At 73.0% G+C, this 17,529-nt stretch carries 16 protein-coding genes and 3 tRNA genes; 9 read left to right on the top strand and 10 right to left on the bottom strand.

The window, feature by feature from the left end; all coding sequences use genetic code 11:
- Window positions 1-47 precede the first annotated feature (47 nt).
- The 4 genes from purD to ACIBEA_RS25600 all read left to right on the top strand — a co-directional run bounded on the left by purD (window position 48) and on the right by ACIBEA_RS25600 (window position 6,049).
- Complete coding sequence (gene purD, locus ACIBEA_RS25585) at window positions 48-1,301, top strand: phosphoribosylamine--glycine ligase (RefSeq protein WP_399264675.1); 1,254 nt, start codon at window positions 48-50, stop codon at window positions 1,299-1,301.
- 308 nt (window positions 1,302-1,609) lie between these two features.
- A complete protein-coding gene (locus tag ACIBEA_RS25590) occupies window positions 1,610-3,286 on the top strand; it encodes a hypothetical protein (RefSeq protein WP_399264677.1) in 1,677 nt (558 codons plus the stop codon).
- A 290-nt stretch (window positions 3,287-3,576) separates the two neighbouring features.
- Complete coding sequence (locus tag ACIBEA_RS25595) at window positions 3,577-5,052, top strand: N,N-dimethylformamidase beta subunit family domain-containing protein (protein WP_399264679.1); 1,476 nt, start codon at window positions 3,577-3,579, stop codon at window positions 5,050-5,052.
- A gap of 85 nt (window positions 5,053-5,137) precedes the next feature.
- Window positions 5,138-6,049 (top strand): phosphoribosylaminoimidazolesuccinocarboxamide synthase, encoded by a 912-nt coding sequence (locus ACIBEA_RS25600; RefSeq protein WP_399264681.1) that lies wholly within the window; start codon window positions 5,138-5,140, stop codon window positions 6,047-6,049.
- Window positions 6,050-6,162: 113 nt separating this feature from the next.
- Here ACIBEA_RS25600 and ACIBEA_RS25605 read toward each other — a convergent pair.
- From ACIBEA_RS25605 to ACIBEA_RS25640, 8 genes are all read right to left on the bottom strand, one after another.
- Window positions 6,163-6,235: transfer RNA gene (locus ACIBEA_RS25605), tRNA-Gly, on the bottom strand.
- A 22-nt stretch (window positions 6,236-6,257) separates the two neighbouring features.
- Window positions 6,258-6,854: a response regulator gene (locus ACIBEA_RS25610; RefSeq protein ID WP_399264826.1), complete on the bottom strand. Its 597-nt coding sequence runs from the start codon at window positions 6,852-6,854 to the stop codon at window positions 6,258-6,260.
- A 110-nt stretch (window positions 6,855-6,964) separates the two neighbouring features.
- On the bottom strand, window positions 6,965-8,257 hold the full coding sequence (locus ACIBEA_RS25615) for a sensor histidine kinase (RefSeq protein WP_399264683.1): 1,293 nt from the start codon (window positions 8,255-8,257) through the stop codon (window positions 6,965-6,967).
- 15 nt (window positions 8,258-8,272) lie between these two features.
- Window positions 8,273-9,082, bottom strand: a complete 810-nt coding sequence (locus ACIBEA_RS25620) for an ABC transporter permease (protein ID WP_399264685.1) — start codon at window positions 9,080-9,082, stop codon at window positions 8,273-8,275.
- On the bottom strand, window positions 9,079-10,026 hold the full coding sequence (locus ACIBEA_RS25625; protein ID WP_399264687.1) for an ABC transporter ATP-binding protein: 948 nt from the start codon (window positions 10,024-10,026) through the stop codon (window positions 9,079-9,081). The genes ACIBEA_RS25620 and ACIBEA_RS25625 overlap by 4 nt, the downstream gene beginning before the upstream one ends.
- A gap of 187 nt (window positions 10,027-10,213) precedes the next feature.
- Window positions 10,214-10,286 (bottom strand) — tRNA-Gly (locus ACIBEA_RS25630).
- Between the two features lie 93 nt (window positions 10,287-10,379).
- Window positions 10,380-10,451, bottom strand: a tRNA-Gly gene (locus tag ACIBEA_RS25635).
- An 88-nt stretch (window positions 10,452-10,539) separates the two neighbouring features.
- Entirely contained in the window at window positions 10,540-10,857 is a 318-nt protein-coding gene (locus ACIBEA_RS25640; RefSeq protein WP_354378979.1) for an Lsr2 family protein, read from the bottom strand.
- Between the two features lie 327 nt (window positions 10,858-11,184).
- On the opposite strand from ACIBEA_RS25640, the gene purS reads away from it, so the two are divergent.
- The 5 genes from purS (at window position 11,185) to ACIBEA_RS25665 (ending at window position 15,858) form a co-directional block, all read left to right on the top strand.
- Window positions 11,185-11,430: a phosphoribosylformylglycinamidine synthase subunit PurS gene (gene purS / locus ACIBEA_RS25645; RefSeq protein ID WP_030009438.1), complete on the top strand. Its 246-nt coding sequence runs from the start codon at window positions 11,185-11,187 to the stop codon at window positions 11,428-11,430.
- A gap of 2 nt (window positions 11,431-11,432) precedes the next feature.
- A complete protein-coding gene (gene purQ / locus ACIBEA_RS25650; RefSeq protein ID WP_399264690.1) occupies window positions 11,433-12,113 on the top strand; it encodes a phosphoribosylformylglycinamidine synthase subunit PurQ in 681 nt (226 codons plus the stop codon).
- Window positions 12,110-14,359 (top strand): phosphoribosylformylglycinamidine synthase subunit PurL, encoded by a 2,250-nt coding sequence (purL, locus tag ACIBEA_RS25655; protein ID WP_399264692.1) that lies wholly within the window; start codon window positions 12,110-12,112, stop codon window positions 14,357-14,359. Before purQ ends, purL begins: the two co-directional genes overlap by 4 nt.
- A gap of 123 nt (window positions 14,360-14,482) precedes the next feature.
- Window positions 14,483-15,022 (top strand): hypothetical protein, encoded by a 540-nt coding sequence (locus ACIBEA_RS25660; protein ID WP_399264694.1) that lies wholly within the window; start codon window positions 14,483-14,485, stop codon window positions 15,020-15,022.
- A 44-nt stretch (window positions 15,023-15,066) separates the two neighbouring features.
- The gene (locus tag ACIBEA_RS25665) at window positions 15,067-15,858 is read left to right on the top strand and encodes a sterol carrier family protein (RefSeq protein WP_399264696.1); all 792 of its coding nucleotides are present in this window, start codon (window positions 15,067-15,069) and stop codon (window positions 15,856-15,858) included.
- Window positions 15,859-15,869: 11 nt separating this feature from the next.
- Here the strand turns inward: ACIBEA_RS25665 and ACIBEA_RS25670 are convergent, their stop codons facing one another.
- Both ACIBEA_RS25670 and ACIBEA_RS25675 read right to left on the bottom strand, forming a co-directional pair.
- Complete coding sequence (locus ACIBEA_RS25670; protein WP_399264698.1) at window positions 15,870-17,315, bottom strand: sulfatase-like hydrolase/transferase; 1,446 nt, start codon at window positions 17,313-17,315, stop codon at window positions 15,870-15,872.
- A 110-nt stretch (window positions 17,316-17,425) separates the two neighbouring features.
- Window positions 17,426-17,521: a putative leader peptide gene (locus ACIBEA_RS25675; RefSeq protein ID WP_399264828.1), complete on the bottom strand. Its 96-nt coding sequence runs from the start codon at window positions 17,519-17,521 to the stop codon at window positions 17,426-17,428.
- Between the last annotated feature and the right edge of the window lie 8 nt (window positions 17,522-17,529).

The raw sequence follows: 17,529 nt of genomic DNA on the forward strand, positions 1-17,529 counted from the left end.
GGGTGGCCGCACGAAAGGCATCGTCGCAGGCGGGCTAGGCTGCACCCGTGAAGGTCCTCGTCATCGGCGGCGGCGCCCGCGAACACGCCCTGTGCCGCTCTCTGTCCCTCGACCCCGACGTCAGTGCGCTCTACTGCGCCCCCGGCAACGCCGGCATCGCCGAGGTGGCGGAGCTGCGCCCGGTGGACGCCCTCGACGGCGAAGCCGTGGCCCGGCTGGCCACCGAACTGGGGGCGGGTCTGGTCGTCGTCGGGCCCGAGGCGCCCCTGGTCGCCGGGGTCGCCGACGCCGTGCGCGCGGTCGGCATCCCCGTCTTCGGCCCCTCCGCGGAGGCGGCGCGGCTGGAGGGCTCCAAGGCATTCGCCAAGGACGTGATGGCCGGGGCCGGTGTCCCGACCGCCCGTTCCTACGTCTGCACCACCCCCGAAGAGGTGGACGAGGCCCTCGACGCCTTCGGCGCCCCGTACGTCGTCAAGGACGACGGACTCGCCGCCGGCAAGGGCGTCGTGGTGACCGATGACCGGGCCGCCGCCCGCGCCCACGCGCTGGCCTGCGACCGGGTGGTCATCGAGGAGTTCCTCGACGGCCCCGAGGTCTCGCTCTTCGCCATCACCGACGGCGTCACCGTGCTGCCGCTCCAGCCCGCGCAGGACTTCAAGCGCGCGCTCGACGGCGACGAGGGCCCCAACACCGGTGGCATGGGTGCCTACTCGCCGCTGCCCTGGGCCGACCCCAAGCTCGTCGACGAGGTCATGGCGAGCGTGCTCCAGCCGACGGTGGACGAACTGCGCCGCCGCGGCACCCCCTTCTCCGGCCTGCTCTACGCCGGTCTCGCGATCACCTCGCGCGGCGTGCGCGTCATCGAGTTCAACGCGCGCTTCGGCGACCCCGAGACCCAGGTCGTCCTCGCCCGGCTGAAGACCCCGCTCGCGAGCGTCCTGCTGAACGCGGCCCGGGGCACGCTGGACGCCGAGCCGCCGCTGTCCTGGCGCGCGGACGCGGCCGTCACGGTCGTCATCGCCTCCCACAACTACCCGGAGACCCCGCGCACCGGGGACCCGATCGAGGGCCTGGCCGAGGTCGCGGCCGAGGACGCCCCGACGGCGTACGTGCTGCACGCGGGCACCCGCCGGGAGGGCGACGCCGTCGTCAGTGCGGGCGGCCGCGTGCTGTCGGTGACGGCGACCGGTTCCGATCTGGCGCAGGCCCGCGAGAGGGCGTATAAGGCCGTCGCGCGGATCCGGCTGGCGGGTTCGCAGCACCGCACGGACATCGCGGCCAAGGCCGCCGAAGGCCGCTGAAGTCGGCCGCGGAGCACTGACCAGCGGGGTCTCCCCCACCATCCTTCACGCGGGCCCGGAGCGCACTCGACGCGCTCCGGGCCCGCGCGTGCGACTGCATCCGGCCGCGTTCGAACGCACCCAGCTTTACCCAAAGCCATTCCATCGGGTGATCGATGCCCGGTCCGCCTGACGGCCGCCCCGGCCCCAACTATGGTGCGGCGCAAGCACTCCGGCACTTGGCCCACCGGCATTGCGATGTCAGTGGCGGGTGTCACAGTGAGGGAGTGACCAAGACCGTCGCAGGGCAGAGGGGGTGACGTCCGGCCGTGTCCGGAACCGTATCGACCAAGGAGGTGGGCGCGCAGTCCGCGCGCTCCCGGGCCCTGGCCGTGCTGCGCGTGCGCAGCAGGGCACTGGCCCTCGCACTCCTGCCCGCCGCCTTCGCGGTGGTCCTGGTGGCCGCGCGTACGACCGGGCGGCTGGCCGGTGACCCCTGGGGCACCGTCACCCTCGTCGTCTGCGCCGTCGCGGCGCTCGTGCTGCTGGTCGCCGGCGTGTTCGGCGCGGTGGTGCTGCGGGCCGCGCCGGCCGTGACGCCGACGGTCGCGCTGGCCGAGGCCGCCGCGCCCGACCTCTACCGGATGGTGCGGGAGCTGGCCGACCGGATGCAGGTGCCGGCGCCCTCCGCGATAGCACTGACCCCCGACTGCGACAGCTGGTTGGAGGACCGTACCCACGCCGCGCACCGCAGGCGGAGCGCGGTCGCCGGCCGGCCGGCCGCCCCGGAGACGGTGCCCGGCGCGGCTCCGGTCCTGGTGATCGGCTCGCCGTTCCTGTGGTGGATGCGGGTCGCCGAGCTACGGGCGGTGCTCGCCCCCGTCGTCGCGGGCACGGGCCCTTCCGCCCACCCCGACATAGCCGACGCCCGCCGTTTCGTGCGCGGGTTGGACGCGGCCGCCGACGTCGGCAACCGGCCCGGCCTCGGCTGGATCGGGCGGACGGCCCGGCTGCTGCTGCGGCTCTGCCGCACGGACGCGGCCGAGATGGAGCGCGGGGTGGCCGCGGCCGCCGCGGACCGGGCCCAGGGCGTGGACTACGGGCTGCGCATCGTCGCCCAGGAGCAGGTCGGCCTCGCCTACGCGGGCTGGGACCGGCTGCTGACCCGGGTCGCACTGCCCGCCTGGCGGATGGGCCGCTGGCCCGCGCACCTCGACACCGGGGTGGTCCGCGCGCTGACCGAGCTGTCCCGGCGCGACCGGCTGGCCGAGGGGTTCACCTCCCGCCTCGGCGAGCGTCCCGCCTGCGATCTGCTGGAACAGCCCGGGGTGGTCGACGAGGCGGCGTCGCTGCTGGCCGCGCGGCTCTTCCACGGCGGTCCGGCCGAAGTGGGTCCGGACTGGTCGCCGGTGGACTGGGCGGCGTATCCGGAGGAGGTCGTGGACCGCAAGTGGCGCACGGAGGCGGCCCGCTTGCACCGCTCGCTGGACGTCCTGGCCGGGGCCGCGCCGCAGGGTGCGCAGGCCGGGGACGCGGTGACCGGACCGACGCTGGAGCGCGTACTGCGCCACCTCGCGTCCGACGGGGCGGCCGGGGCCGACGGCGCCGATGCGGACGCACTGGCCGGGCGGCTCAGCGCGGACCTGGCGCGCGAGGAGCGGGCCGTCGCCGAGCGGGCCGGCGTGGGCGCCGGCGCGGCCGGCGCCGGGGCGAAGGCGCGCGGTGTGGACGCGGTCCCGCTGTTCCCGCTGCAGGCCCCGCGCAGTGGCCGGGACCTGCTGGCCGACCACGTCATGGCGATGGTGTGCTGCGCGGCCGTGGACTCGGCGGGCGGTGCGCCGGGCCTGGACTGGCTGGACGGACCGGTGCTGTTGGTCGCCGGGGCGCGCTGTGCGGACCTGGCGCCGCCGGTGCTCGCCCTGGTGGAGGACGGCGACCCCGCCCCGCTGCGCGAGTGGCTCGCGGACCTGGGGATCCGGCCCGAGAAGCCGGTGCGACTGGTCTGAGCGCCGGTCGCCCGCCGCGGCCGTCGCGCGTGCCCGTCGCCCGGGGCCGCTATCCGCGCCCGCGCGCCGGGCGCGACCTCCGTGCCCCGGACGAGGGCGCGGAGGGGAGCGCGTCGGGCCGCGGAGGAGTACGGGTCGCACGGGTAAGCGGATGTGTATGTTCCGGTCACGTCAATTCGCGACGAACGGTGACGGAGTGCGTGCGTTATGTGATGTGCTGGGACCGGTCGCGGGCATGGACGCGGCGAGGTCGGGCATACGCGTTCGGGGGAGCGAGGGAGGGGAACGGTATGGGTGCGGACCAGATCCGGCGTTGGGAGTCAGGTGCGCTCGCGCATGCGGTGAACGACCCCTTCGGCCAAGGTCCGTTGCCCTGGTTCCGGGGCAGCGAGGTGTACATCGGCGACACCGGCCAGGTGCTCCCCTGGTACGTGGACCCCTCCTTGGCGCCCGGCCAGGTCCCCCGCGCCCGCACCAGCGGCCCCCGCACCGCCGATGACGTGCACCGCCAGATCAAGGGCTTCGCCTCCACCGGGGCCGTCGCCCCCGGCGAGGCCATCGACTTCCGCATCACCGTCGACCCGCCCCAGCAGTTCTCGGTCGACATCTACCGGATCGGCCACTACGGCGGCGACGGCGCCTCGAAGATCCACTCCAGTCCGCGGCTGTCGGGCATCGTCCAGCCCGCCCCCCTCACCGCCGACCGCACGGTCTCCTGTCACCACTGGTGGCTGTCGTGGCGGCTCCAGGTGCCCTCGTACTGGAACCTCGGCGCGTACGTCGCCGTCCTCACCACCGACGACGGCCACCGCTCGCACATCCCCTTCACGGTCCGCGACGACCACCCCGCCGACCTGCTGCTCCTCCTGCCCGACATCACCTGGCAGGCCTACAACCTCTACCCGGAGGACGGCCGCACCGGCGCGAGCCTCTACCACGCGTGGGACGAGGAGGGCCGCCTCCTGGGCGAGGAGGACGCGGCCATCACGGTCTCCTACGACCGCCCCTACGCGGGCGCGGGCCTGCCGCTCCACGTCGGCCACGCCTACGACTTCATCCGCTGGGCCGAGCGCTACGGCTACGACCTGGCCTACGCCGACACCAACGACCTGCACGCGGGCCGCGTCGACCCGACCCGCTACCGGGGCCTGGTCTTCCCCGGCCACGACGAGTACTGGTCGGTCCCGATGCGCCGGACGGCCGAGCGGGCCCGCAGCCACGGCACCTCCCTGGTCTTCCTCTCCGCCAACACCATGTACTGGCAGGTGGAGCTCTCCCCCTCGCCGTCCGGGATCCCCGACCGGCTGTTGACCTGTCGAAAACGCCGCGGCCCCGGCCGCCCCGCCCTCTGGCGCGAGGTGGACCGGCCGGAACAGCAGCTGCTGGGCATCCAGTACGCAGGCCGCGTCCCCGAACCCGCGCCCATGATCGTGCGCAACGCCACCCACTGGCTCTGGGACTCCACCGGGGCCACGGAGAACGACGAGCTGCCCGGCCTGGTCGCCGGCGAGGCCGACCGCTACTTCCCGCGCACCCAGCTGCCCGAGCACCAGGACCGGATCCTGCTCGCGCACTCCCCGTACGACGACACCGAGGGCCACCGGCGCCATCAGGAGACCTCCCTGTACCGCGCGCCCAGCGGCGCCCTCGTCTTCGCCTCCGGCACCTTCGCGTGGTCCCCGGCGCTCGACCGCCCCGGCCACGTCGACGAGCGGGTGCAGAAGGCCACCGCGAACCTCCTCGACCGGATCTGCAAGCGCGACTGACGGGGGCGCGGGACCCCTGGGCCGGCACGCCGCACCCGATGCGGGAGAATGGGCCTGCGCTCGTACAGAACCACAGGGAGACCCCGTGTCCGGATTCGTCGAAAAGCCCGAGCCGGTGCAGGTGCCGGGCCTCGTCCACCTCCACACCGGCAAGGTGCGCGACCTCTACCGCGACGGGGACGGCAACCTCGTCATGGTCGCGAGCGACCGGATGTCCGCCTTCGACTGGGTGCTGCCCACCGAGATCCCGGACAAGGGCCGCGTCCTGACGCAGCTCTCCCTCTGGTGGTTCGACCAGCTCGCGGACATCACGCCGAACCACGTCATCAGCACCGAGCTGCCGGCCGGCGCCCCCGCCGACTGGGCGGGCCGCACGCTGATCTGCCAGAACCTCGACATGATCGCCGTCGAGTGCGTGGCCCGCGGCTACCTCACCGGCTCGGGGCTCGCCGAGTACGAGCAGACCCGGACCGTGTGCGGCCTCGCGCTCCCCGAGGGCCTCGTGGACGGCTCCGAGCTGCCCGCCCCGATCTTCACCCCGGCCGCCAAGGCCGCGGTCGGCGAGCACGACGAGAACGTCTCCTACGAGGAGGTCGCGCGGACCACCGGTCCCGAGACGGCGGCGCTGCTGCGCCAGGCGACCCTCGCCGTGTACGGGCGGGCCCGCGACATCGCCCGGGACCGCGGGATCATCCTGGCGGACACCAAGTTCGAGTTCGGCTTCGACAAGGACGGCACCCTGGTCGCCGCCGACGAGGTGCTGACCCCGGACTCCTCCCGCTTCTGGCCCGCCGACCTGTGGGAGCCGGGCCGCGCGCAGCCCTCCTACGACAAGCAGTACGTCCGCGACTGGCTGGCCTCCCCGGCCTCCGGCTGGGACCGCCACGGTGAGCTCCCGCCGCCCGCGCTGCCGCAGGACGTGGTCGAGCAGACCCGTGCCAAGTACATCGAGGCGTACGAGCGGCTCACCGGCCAGAGCTGGAAGAGCTGGACCTGATCCGCGCCTCCCGGGCCCGCCGCCATGCGCTGCGGCGGGGCCGGGAGGGCAGGGCCCGGGTCGCCGGACACGAAGAAACCCCTGGTCGATGACCAGGGGTTTCTTCCTTACAGAGCGGACAACGCGACTCGAACGCGCGACATCCACCTTGGCAAGGTGGTGCTCTACCAACTGAGCTATGTCCGCAAGCGCCGTAAGGCGAGACCTACTATACCCAACCCCGGGCGCGTGCGAGACGCACTGCCGTGTGCCGGTTCTCGGCGCCGAGCTTCGCCGCCGCCGAGGAGAGGTAGTTGCGGACGGTGCCCTGCGACAGCGAGGCCCGCTCCGCGATCTCCGCGACCGGTGCCCCGTCCGCCGCGAGCTCCAGCACCTCCGCCTCCCGGGCGGTCAGCGGGGAGTCCCCCGCGCTGATCGCGTCGGCCGCCAACTCCGGGTCCACGTACCGCCCTCCGGCGCGCACGGTCCGGATGATCTCGGCCAGCCGCTGCGCCGACACGGTCTTGGGCACGAAGGCCCGCACGCCCGCGGTCAGGGCCCGCTTCAGGTGCCCGGGGCGGCCGTGACTGGTCACGATCATGGTCCGGCAGCCCGGGAGCTCGGCCCGCAGGGATGTGGCCACGCTCACACCGTCCGCCCCCGGCATCTGGAGGTCCAGCACCGCCACGTCCGGCCGGTGGGCCCGCGCCATCGCGAGGGCCTCGGGCCCCGTGGCCGCTTCGGCGACCACCAGGAGGTCGTCCTCCAGCCCCAGCAGCGCGGCCAGCGCGCCCCGGATCAGGTGCTCGTCATCGGCGAGCAGCACCCGTACGGGCCCCTCCGCGCGGCCCGTACCGCCCGTACCGCCCGTACCGCCCGTACCGCCCGTCCCGCCCGTACCGCCCGTACCGACGGCGGCGCCCGCGCTGCCCGTGTTCACGTCCGTGCCTCCTCGTGCGCGTTCTCCGCCCGCAGCCGCTGCCCGGGCACCTCGGCCCGCAGGCGGAAGACGCCCGACGCGGTGGCCGGACCCGCCGGACCCGCCGCACCCGCGGCCGGCACGGTCCCCGCCTCCAGCGAACCCCCCAGCGCCGCCAGCCGCTCCCGCAGCCCCGCGAGCCCCGACCCCCGTTCCCGACCGGCCCCGGCCGGCTCCGGCGGCGCCCCGTCGTTCTCGACGACCAGCACCACCGCCCCCGCGTCGCCGCCCGCCAACCGGATCAGGCAGCCGCGGGCGTCCCCGTGCCGCAGGACGTTGGTGGTCGCCTCGCGGACCACCCAGCCCAGCGCGGACTGCACCGCCACCGGCAGCTCCGGCGGCTCCGACAGCTCGACCCGGCAGTCGATGCCGGCGGCGCTCAGCACCCCGCGCGCTCCCTCCAGCTCCACCGCGAGATCGGCCTCCCGGTAGCCCCGCACCACGTCCCGAACCTCCCGCTGCGATTCCCGCGCGATCCGCTGCACCTCGACCATCTGGTCCACCGCCTCCGCGCGCCCGCGCCGCGCCAGTTGGACCGCCAGTTCGCTCTTGAGCGCGATCACCGCGAGGTTGCGGCCCATCACGTCGTGCAGGTCCCGGCCGAAGCGCAGCCGCTCCTCGGCGACCGCCAGCCGGGCCTGGAGTTCCCGCGCCCGGTCCAGCTCCCACACCGTGGCCAGCAGCCAGGTGGAGAAGGCGTGGGTGAAGTAGAGCAGCGGGCCGCTGAGCAGCACCCCGACCAGCAGTCCGAGCGCCAACCCGGCGGAGTGGCCCAGTGCGAGGGCCGCCAGCGCCGTGGCGAGCGCCGCGGCCGGGGGCGCGTACCGCGCGCGGCGGGCGGACTCCAGCGCCATCGTCACCGCCGCGGTGCCGAAGCCGACCGTCCCGACCACCACCGTCGTGCCCACTTTCAGGTCGAGCAGGGCGGGGTCCGTCATCAGGGCGAGCGGGACGACCGCCGTCGCGCCGGTGACCAGCGAGGTCGCGAGGGTCAGGCGCGCCGGGCGCTCGCGCCGGCCCACCACCCGGTCCAGCGCGCGCGAGGTGAGCAGCCCGCACAGCGCGGCGTGCGCGCAGACCAACAGGAGGACCAGGACGCCGAGTCGGCCACCGTGCTCGGCCGACATGACCGGGAACAGTCCGATCGACAGCGCCTCCGTGGCCGCGAAGAAGTGGAACGAACCGCGGGTGTACAGCTCGACCTTGGCCGCGCTCCCGCGGTCCTTCCACCACCCGGTCAACCTGGACAAAGGCCCGCCCTCCGCCTAGCGCCGCGGTTCCCAGCGGAACCACCGACCCACAGCAAACACCGTGACGGCGATCCAGGCCAGCGTGGTCGCGGCGGGTGCGAGCAGGGCCGCGTCCCCGCCCGCCCAGCCTGCCCGCACCAGGATCATCACCCCGCTCAGCGGCAGCAGTTCGGCCACCCGGGCGACGCCGTCGGGCAGCGAGTCGGCCGGTACGAACAGCCCGGAGCCGATCATCGAGACGAGGAGGAGCGGGAGGGTGGTCAGGCCCGCGCTCTCCACATTGCGGGTGAACGCGCTGGTGAGGGCCGAGAGTCCGGCCAGCAGCACGATCCCGGCGAGGACGGCGAGGACGAGCACCGCGGGGTCCCGCGGGCCGCGCACGTGGAGTACGGGCGCCCCCGCGAGGACCAGGACGGCGCTCTGCGCCAGCGCCAGCACGGTGGCGGGCAGCGCGGTCCCGGCCAGGATCTCCAGGTCCCCGGCCTCGCCGGTGCGCAGCCGCTTGAGGACGAGCTCCTCGCGCCGGGCGACGTACGCCGAGACGAGGTTCATGTAGACGACGAGCAGCAGCACCGAGCCGATGCCGCCGGTCAGGGTGGCTTCGCCGACGGCGGCCGCGCCGTTCGCGCTGAGGGTGGAGCGCAGGGAGAGGACCAGCGCCAGCGGCATCAGCAGCGCCACGGACAGCGCGGCCCGGTTGCGGACCAGAAGGGTGAGTTCGGACCGGCCGAGGGCGGCGAGCCGCCGCAGCCTCAGGTCCGGGAGGCGCGGGCCGCCCGGGCCGCCGGTCGCGCCGCGGGTCGCGGCCGAGCCGTTCGTGCTCATCGGCTTCCCGCCGTCGCGTCGGCGCGCCCGTCCGCGCGGTGGCTGCGGGCGATCTCCAGGAAGGCCTCCTCCAGTGAGGCCGACCGGGCGTCGAGCCCGGCCAGCTCCACCGCGGCCTCGTCGGCCCAGCGCAGCAGCTCGCCGAGCGCCGACTGGAGCCGGTCGGTACGGATCTCCACCCGCTGCCCGTCCGCGGCGGCCCGCAGGGCCAGCGGCAGCCGGGCCGCCGCCACCTCCGCGGGCAGGGTGAAGCGGATCCGGGCCGGCCGGGTCGCGCTCACCTCGGCCGGGGTGCCGGACAGGACGATTTCCCCCTCGTGCAGGATCGCCAGCCGGTCCGCCAACTCCTGCGCCTCCTCCAGGTAGTGCGTGGTCAGCAGCACCGTGGTGCCCTCGTCCCGCAGCGCCCGCACCAGCGCCCAGGTGTCCCGGCGCCCTTCCGGATCCATGCCGGTGGTCGGCTCGTCGAGGAAGAGCACCTCGGGCCGCCCGAGCAGGGCCAGCGCCAGATCGAGCCGCCGCCGCTCCCCGCCGGACAGCTGCTTGACCCGTACGTTCGCCCGCTCCCCGAGCCGGACCAGCTCCAGCACCTCCGTGCCCGGGCGGGCGCCGCTGGTGACCCCGGACCACATCCGGACGGTCTCCGCGACGGACAGGTCGGAGGGGAAGCCGCCCTCCTGGAGCATCACCCCGGTGCGGGGGCGTACGGCCGCCCGCCGGCGGAAGGGGTCGAGCCCGAAGACCCGGGCCCGGCCCGCGCTCGGCGCGGCCAACCCCTCCAGCAGCTCGACGGCGGAGGTCTTCCCGGCCCCGTTGGTGCCGAGGAGGGCGAAGATCTCGCCGCGGGCGACGGAGAAGGAGACGCCGCGCACGGCCTCGAACCCGCCCGAGTAGCCGCGGCGCAGCTCCTCGGCTTCGATCACTGTCCGCTCGGTGTCAGTCATGACCCCAGCCTCCGGCCGTTTCCGGAAGCGGCTCAGTGCGCGCTGTCACCACGACCGATGACATTTGTCATCGCAGGTCGGGAGGGCATGGGGCGCTCGGGGGCCGGTGGGAACCGTGGGGTGCGAGCGCCAACGCAGAAGGCCCCAGTCGATGACTGGGGCCTTCTGATGAAACTCTTGAATCAAGAGCGGACGACGAGACTCGAACTCGCGACATCCACCTTGGCAAGGTGGTGCTCTACCAACTGAGCTACGTCCGCAAACTCGCGATGATCGCTTCCCGTAAGGGGGCCATCAAGCGGTTGCGAGCATCACTGTACCCGATCCACCACAGTGGTCGGTAAAGCGTGCAGAGCGGGTGACAGGAATTGCACACTGCGCCTTCCCCCTGGAAGAGGGATGTTCTGCTACTGAACTACACCCGCACGACCTTCGGGGCTTTGACCTGCGGTCTGGCCCCTCGGCGTGATCCACACACTAGCCGATCCCTGGGGGTGGATGGCAAATCGGGGGTCAGTGGGCGGCGTTGTACGCCTCGTAGACCTTCTTGGGGATGCGGCCGCGGGGCGGCACGTCGAGCTGGTTGGAGCGCGCCCACGCGCGGACGACCGCCGGGTCGGGGGCGATCGACGTGTGCTTGAAGGTCTTCCCGGAGCGGGACTGCCGGCGCCCCGCCGCCACGTAAGGAGCCAGACCCTTGCGGAGCTTCTTTGCGTTGGCGACATTGAGGTCGATCTCGTACGACTTACCGTCCAGAGCGAAGACGACCGTTTCCGCCGCTTCTCCGCCGTCGATGTCGTCGGAGATCGTGACTACTACGCGCTGCGCCACGGATATCGGTCCCTTCGTGCGGCACCGGCACGGGTTGACGTGGGGTGATGCCGACTGTGTGGATGCTTCGGAGCATTGCTTCTTTCCCCCGGTTTTCGGGGGGATTCCTTTGTACCGTGATTCGCGTTGTATAGCGAAGCCCAGTTAATTCGCTCCGCGTGTCCCGCCGCAATCCCGGGTGCGTGTTTTTCCGAGGGATTTTGCGAAGCGTTGGTGAAGCCGAAACCGCTCGGCGGGCCCCCTCGTCCGATATCTACCCGCGTAGAAATTTTGGCCGGGTACGCTGATGGAACCGCCTTCGCACCAACCACCACACGGGAGTGCCCGATGGCACGCGTCGTAGTCGACGTCATGCTCAAGCCGGAGATCCTCGACCCCCAGGGCCAGGCGGTGCAGCGTGCGCTGCCGCGTCTGGGCTTCGAGGGGATCGCCGACGTCCGCCAGGGGAAGCGCTTCGAGTTGGAGGTGGAGGGACCGGTCGACCAGGCCGCCCTCGACCGCATCCACAAGATGGCCGAAACGTTCCTCGCCAACACCGTCATCGAAGACTTCACCGTGAAGGTCGAGGCCTGACGGTGACCACTCGCATCGGAGTCGTCACGTTCCCCGGAACGCTCGACGACCGTGACTCGCTGCGCGCCGTCCGCCTCGCGGGGGCCGAGCCGGTCTCGCTGTGGCACCGCGACAAGGACCTGCACCAGGTCGACGCGGTCGTCCTCGCGGGCGGCTTCAGCTACGGCGACTACCTGCGCGCCGGAGCCATCTCCCGGTTCTCGCCGGTGATGGAGACGATCGTCGACGCCGCGCGGGCCGGCATGCCCGTCCTCGGCATCTGCAACGGCTTCCAGGTCCTCACCGAGGCCCACCTGCTGCCGGGCGCGATGCTCCGCAACAACCACCTGCACTTCATCTGCCGCGACCAGAAGCTGCGCGTGGAGAACGCGGAGACCGCGTGGACCGGCGACTACGCCGCCGGCCAGGAGATCTCCGTACCGCTGAAGAACATGGACGGCCGCTACGTCGCCGACGAGCACACGCTCGACGAACTGGAGGCCGAAGGTCGCGTGGCCTTCCGGTACCTGGACGTGAACCCGAACGGCTCCCTGCGCGACATCGCGGGCATCACCAACGCCGCGGGCAACGTGGTCGGCCTCATGCCGCACCCGGAGCACGCGGTGGAACCGCTGATCGGGACGGGCCGCACCGACGGCCTCCCGTTCTTCACCTCGGTCCTGAAGAAGCTGGTCAGCGCATGAGCCTCGACACCGTCAAGAACGCCTCCGAGACCCCGGACGCCTCCCAGCCCTGGAAGGAACTCGGCCTCAAGGAGGACGAGTACGCCCGGATCCGCGAGATCCTCGGCCGCCGCCCCACCGGTGCCGAGCTCGCCATGTACTCCGTCATGTGGTCCGAGCACTGCTCGTACAAGAGCAGCAAGGTCCACCTGAAGCAGTTCGGCGAGAAGATCCCGGAGAACGACGCGATGCTCGTCGGGATCGGCGAGAACGCCGGTGTCGTCGACGTCGGCCAGGGCTACGCGGTCACCTTCAAGGTCGAGTCGCACAACCACCCGTCGTACATCGAGCCCTACCAGGGCGCGGCCACCGGCATCGGCGGCATCGTGCGCGACATCCTCGCCATGGGCGCCCGCCCGGTCGCGGTCGTGGACCCGCTGCGCTTCGGCGCCGCCGACCACCCCGACACCAAGCGCGTCCTGCCGGGCGTCGTCGCGGGCATCGGTGGCTACGGCAACTGCCTGGGTCTGGCGAACATCGGTGGCGAGGTCGTCTTCGACGCCTGCTACCAGGGCAACCCGCTGGTCAACGCCGGTTGCATCGGCGTGATGAAGCACGAGGACATCCACCTCGCCAAGGCCTCCGGCCCCGGCAACAAGGTCATCCTCTACGGCGCCCGCACCGGCGGCGACGGCATCGGCGGCGTCTCGGTCCTCGCGTCCGAGACCTTCGACGACACGAAGCCCACCAAGCGCCCCGCCGTGCAGGTCGGCGACCCCTTCCAGGAGAAGCTCCTCATCGAGTGCACCCTGGAGATCTTCAAGGAGAAGCTGGTCGCGGGCATCCAGGACCTCGGCGGCGCCGGGCTCTCCTGCGCCACCTCCGAGCTGGCCTCGGCCGGTTCCGGTGGCATGCGCGTCGAGCTGGACACCGTCCCGCTGCGCGACGCGACGCTCTCGCCCGAGGAAATCCTCATGAGCGAGTCGCAGGAGCGCATGTGCGCGATCGTGGAGCCGCGGTACGTGGCCCGCTTCATGGAGATCTGCGAGAAGTGGGACGTCATCGCCACCGTCATCGGTGAGGTGACCGAGGGCGAGCGCCTGGAGATCTTCTGGCACGGCGAGCAGATCGTGGACGTGCCCCCGGGCACGGTCGCCCACGAGGGTCCGGTCTACAACCGGCCCTACGCGCGCCCCTCCTGGCAGGACGCGCTCCAGGCGGACGACGCGAACAAGCTGGCCCGTCCGCAGACCTCCGAGGAGCTGCGCGCGCAGGTCCTGGCCCTGGTGTCCTCCCCGAACCAGGCGTCGAAGTCGTGGATCACCGACCAGTACGACCGGTTCGTGCAGGGCAACACGGTGCTCTCGCAGCCCGAGGACGCCGGCATGGTCCGCATCGACGAGGTGACCAACCTCGGCGTGGCGATGTCCACGGACGGCAACGGTCGTTTCGCGAAGCTCGACCCCTACGCGGGCGCGCAGCTCGCGCTGGCGGAGTCGTACCGCAACGTGGCGGCCACCGGCGCCAAGCCGCTGGCGATCTCGAACTGCCTGAACTTCGGTTCCCCCGAGGACCCGGACGTCATGTGGCAGTTCGCCGAGGCCACCCGCGGTCTCGCGGACGGCTGCCTGGAGCTGGGCACCCCGGTCACCGGCGGCAACGTCTCGCTCTACAACCAGACCGGTGACATCGCGATCCACCCGACTCCGGTCGTGGCGGTCCTCGGTGTGATCGACGACGTCAACCGCCGCACGCCGATGGCGTTCGCGGAGGCCGGCCAGCTGCTGTACCTGCTGGGCGACACGGCCGAGGAACTGGGCGGCTCCGCCTGGTCCGAGGTGGTCCACCAGCACCTCGGCGGCCTGCCGCCCAAGGTGGACCTGGGTCGCGAGAAGCTCCTCGGCGAGATCCTCATCTCCGGCTCGCGCGACGGCATGATCGACGCCGCGCACGACCTGTCCGACGGCGGCGTCGTCCAGGCGCTCGTCGAGTCCTGCCTCAAGGGCGGCAACGGCGCGCGGATCGTGGTCCCGGAGGCGCTGGACGCCTTCACCTTCCTCTTCTCCGAGTCCGCCGGCCGGGCCATCGTGGCCGTGCCGCGCAGCGAGGAACTCCGCTTCACCGACATGTGCGGCGCGCGCGGCCTGCCCGCCACCCGCATCGGTGTCGTGGACGGCGAAGAGATCGAGATCCAGGGCGAGTTCACGCTCACCCTGGAGGAACTGCGCACCGCGCACGAGGCGACCATCCCGGCGCTGCTCGCCTGAGCCGCCGCTCCGTCGCGAGCCGAGCCCCCGTCCGGAACCGTTCCGGGCGGGGGCTCGTCCGTTCGGTCGAGCGGGCAGCCCGCACCGTCGTCGGTGCGGGGCCGGCGGGGGAACGGGGGCGAGATGTCGCAGAGTCGGGGCCGATGGCTCCTCGGGGTCGGGATGCCGGTGGTCCTGGTGGCCGCCGGGGTGGCCGCTTGGTTCGTCTACGACCGCTACGGGGAGCGCGCGACGAGCCGGTCCGAGATCACCGCGGCCTGCCGGGGGTTGGTCGACCCGGACGAGGTGATGCGGGTCGGCGGGAACACGGTGGACGCGGGCCCGGCGGGGGTGCACCTGTGCGTGCTGCGGCGCGCGGTGACCTTCGAGGGGCAGCAGGAGATGGCGGAGTTCCTCTCCCTCACGGTGACCTCCTCCAAGGACGCCGAACCGGGCGACAGCCGCTTCGAACAGGGCCCGCGCAGCGTCACGGCGGTCGCGAAGTGCGCCGACCCGACGGCGTCGGGCGCGGTGACCTCCTTGCGGGTGACCGCGGCGACCGAGGGGGACGGTCCGGGCCGCGGCGAGCCCGGCTTCCTGGCGGGACTGGCTCGCGGGGCCGCCCTGCGCGTGGCGGCGGAGGCGGGCTGCGCGGCCACCTTGCCGGCGGCCCCGAAGTCCTGACGGCGCGCGCGTCCCGGCGGACCCGGGGCGCGTAGGGTCGGCCCATGCCGCCCGCCAAGAAGAAGCCGCGCACCTACGACCTCGCCAAGACCCGCGCGGCCGTCCTCGCACAGTTCGGTCATGTCCGCGACGCCGTAAGGGGGTTGGACCCCGAACAGCTGGCCGGGCCGAGTGGGGTCGGGCACTGGTCCGTCGCCGAACTCGCCGCGCACATCGCCTGGATCGCCGATTCGCTGGCCGCCGGACTCGCCCGCCCACCCGCCGCCGTCGCCGAACTGGCCGCCGAGGAGTGGCCCTCCGCCACGGCCTCCCTGGCGGGTAAGATCGCCGAGGCGGCCAAGGAGACCCTGGAGGGGGCCCCGCTCACGGAGCTCTACGACCGGGCCGGGGCCCGGCTGGCCGAGGCGCTGGAATCGCACCCCGGCAGCCGGGTCCTGGACCTGTGGATCGGGGCCATGACCCTGGCCGACTTCCTGGTCACCCGCACCGTCGAGCTGGTCGTGCACACCGATGACCTGCGGCGCGCCACCGGGGTGGAGGTTCCGGTCGACCGCCAGGCCCTGGCCGCCTGCACCCGGTTGCTCGCCGACGCCCTCGCGGTGAAGGCGCCGGGCGGAGCGGTGGAGTTCCGCGTGCCGCCGTTCGCGGTGGTCCAGTGCGTCGAGGGCCCCCGGCACACCCGGGGCACCCCGCCGAACGTGGTGGAGACCGACCCGATCACCTGGATCCGGCTCGCCACCGGCCGCGAGGGCTGGGCCGAGGCCCTGGCGGACGCCCGGGTCCGGGCCAGCGGCGAGCGCGCCGACCTCTCCGCGCTGCTCCCCCTGATGAGCTGACCGGGTGCGGATCAGGTCGTCGGGTAGGGGAGCAGTCCCGCGTCCGTCTTCTCCCAGGCCGCCCGCAACTCCGCGAGGCGGGCCGGCTCCAGGGCCGCCTTGTCGGCCTGCTCGCGGATGTCCCCGGCCAGGTTGAAGAGCTGGTCGCGGCCCGTCTTGCCGCGGTAGTACTTCCAGTCGCCGCGGCGCAGCGCCCGCTCCCCGCGCACCCGCCAGAACAGGTCGTGCTGCGGGGCCTTCTCGCCGCGCAGCAGGTACCCGGCCAGGCTCCTGCCGTCGAGCGGGTAGGCCCGGTCGGGGCGGGCCCCGGCCAGTTCCAGCAGGGTCGCCGTCCAGTCCGGGGTGACCACCGGGACGTGGCTGACCTGGCCGCCGTCGATCCGGGCGGGCCAGCGGACGAGGGTGGGGACCCGGATCCCGCCCTCCTGCAGGACGGCCTTGTTGCCGCTCAGCGGCCAGTTGTAGGAGAAGCGCTCGCCGCCGTTGTCGCTGGCGAAGAAGACCAGGGTGTCGTCCTCCTGCCCGGAGCGCTTCAGCGCGGCGAGCACCTCGCCGACCGAGCGGTCGAGGTCCTCGACCATCTGCGTGTACTTCTCGACCGAGCCGCCGTCCTGGTGCCACAGCGCGCGCCCGTCCCCCGCCTTGATCCGGCGGACGACCTCCTTGCTCGCCTCGGTGTCGCCGTCGGCTATCCAAGGCCAGTGCGGGGTGGTGAAGTTCAGGTTCAGCAGCCACGGCTTGTCGTGGCGGCGGCCGACGTACTCGCTCGCGCGCTCGGTCAGGATCCGGGTGTAGTAGCGCAGGTCCTTGTACTCGGCGTCGCCCTCGTAGAGGTCGTACTCGCCGCCCAGGCCCAGCTTGGAGTAGTACTCCAGGGCTCCGCCGAAGTTGCCGAAGAACTCGTCCCAGCCGGACTTGGTGGGGCTGTAGTCGGGGAGGTAGCCGCAGTGCCACTTCCCGATCAGCGCGGTGGCGTAGCCGGAGGAGCGCAACAGCGAGGCCAGCGTGGGGTGGGTGGGCTCCAGCCCCGCCGTCCTGTCGGCGATCGGCTCGGCCAGTCCGCCCTTGGTACGGCCCGGGTAGCGACCGGTGTAGAGGCTGAACCGGGTCGGCGAGCAGGTCGCCGACCCCGAGTAGGCGTCGGTGAACCGGACGCCCTGGCGGGCCAGTCGGTCCAGGTTCGGGGTCTTGATGTGCGGGGCGCCGTAGGAGGACAGGTCGGCCCAGCCCAGGTCGTCGCCGAGGATGAACAGGATGTTCGGGCGGCGCCCGGAGCGGCCGCGGGCCGCCTTGAACTCCCGTTCCCGGGGCTGCGCGTACTGCGCCTCGGGCGTGGGACCGGCGGCCGGAGCCGCCTGCGCCGGGGAGGCGGCGAGTGCGACGGCGGCGGTGGCCGCGCCGGCCCCTACCGCACCGCCGAAGGCGCGCCGGGACAGCTCGGATCGGTTCGTGCTCACAGAGGTACTCCAGTCCAGGGCGGAGCCGCCGACGGAAGTCTCCGGCCGGCCCAGACAGAAAAGACCCAGAAAGGGTCAGAAAAGGGAAAAGAACCGCGAAATGTGAGTGGTTACGCGGAACAGCGACAGATAGCGCTCGCGACACGGACCAGGTCTACGTGGCGGCGCTCAACGAGGGTGACGCGCTGGTCACCGAGGGACTGCATGGAGTGGA

Origin of the sequence: Streptomyces sp. NPDC051555 (genome assembly GCF_044454405.1) — a bacterium.
In the GTDB taxonomy this organism is placed as follows: domain Bacteria; phylum Actinomycetota; class Actinomycetes; order Streptomycetales; family Streptomycetaceae; genus Streptomyces.

What these genes read in the sequence shown, in the direction of transcription:
- ACIBEA_RS25595 (WP_399264679.1), top strand. Translation starts at nt 3,577, where the DNA reads ATGGGTGCGGACCAGATCCGGCGTTGGGAGTCAGGTGCGCTCGCGCAT.
- ACIBEA_RS25620 (WP_399264685.1), bottom strand. Translation starts at nt 9,082, where the DNA reads ATGAGCACGAACGGCTCGGCCGCGACCCGCGGCGCGACCGGCGGCCCG.
- ACIBEA_RS25625 (WP_399264687.1), bottom strand. Translation starts at nt 10,026, where the DNA reads ATGACTGACACCGAGCGGACAGTGATCGAAGCCGAGGAGCTGCGCCGC.
- purS (WP_030009438.1), top strand. Translation starts at nt 11,185, where the DNA reads ATGGCACGCGTCGTAGTCGACGTCATGCTCAAGCCGGAGATCCTCGAC.
- purL (WP_399264692.1), top strand. Translation starts at nt 12,110, where the DNA reads ATGAGCCTCGACACCGTCAAGAACGCCTCCGAGACCCCGGACGCCTCC.
- ACIBEA_RS25660 (WP_399264694.1), top strand. Translation starts at nt 14,483, where the DNA reads ATGTCGCAGAGTCGGGGCCGATGGCTCCTCGGGGTCGGGATGCCGGTG.
- ACIBEA_RS25665 (WP_399264696.1), top strand. Translation starts at nt 15,067, where the DNA reads ATGCCGCCCGCCAAGAAGAAGCCGCGCACCTACGACCTCGCCAAGACC.
- ACIBEA_RS25675 (WP_399264828.1), bottom strand. Translation starts at nt 17,521, where the DNA reads ATGCAGTCCCTCGGTGACCAGCGCGTCACCCTCGTTGAGCGCCGCCAC.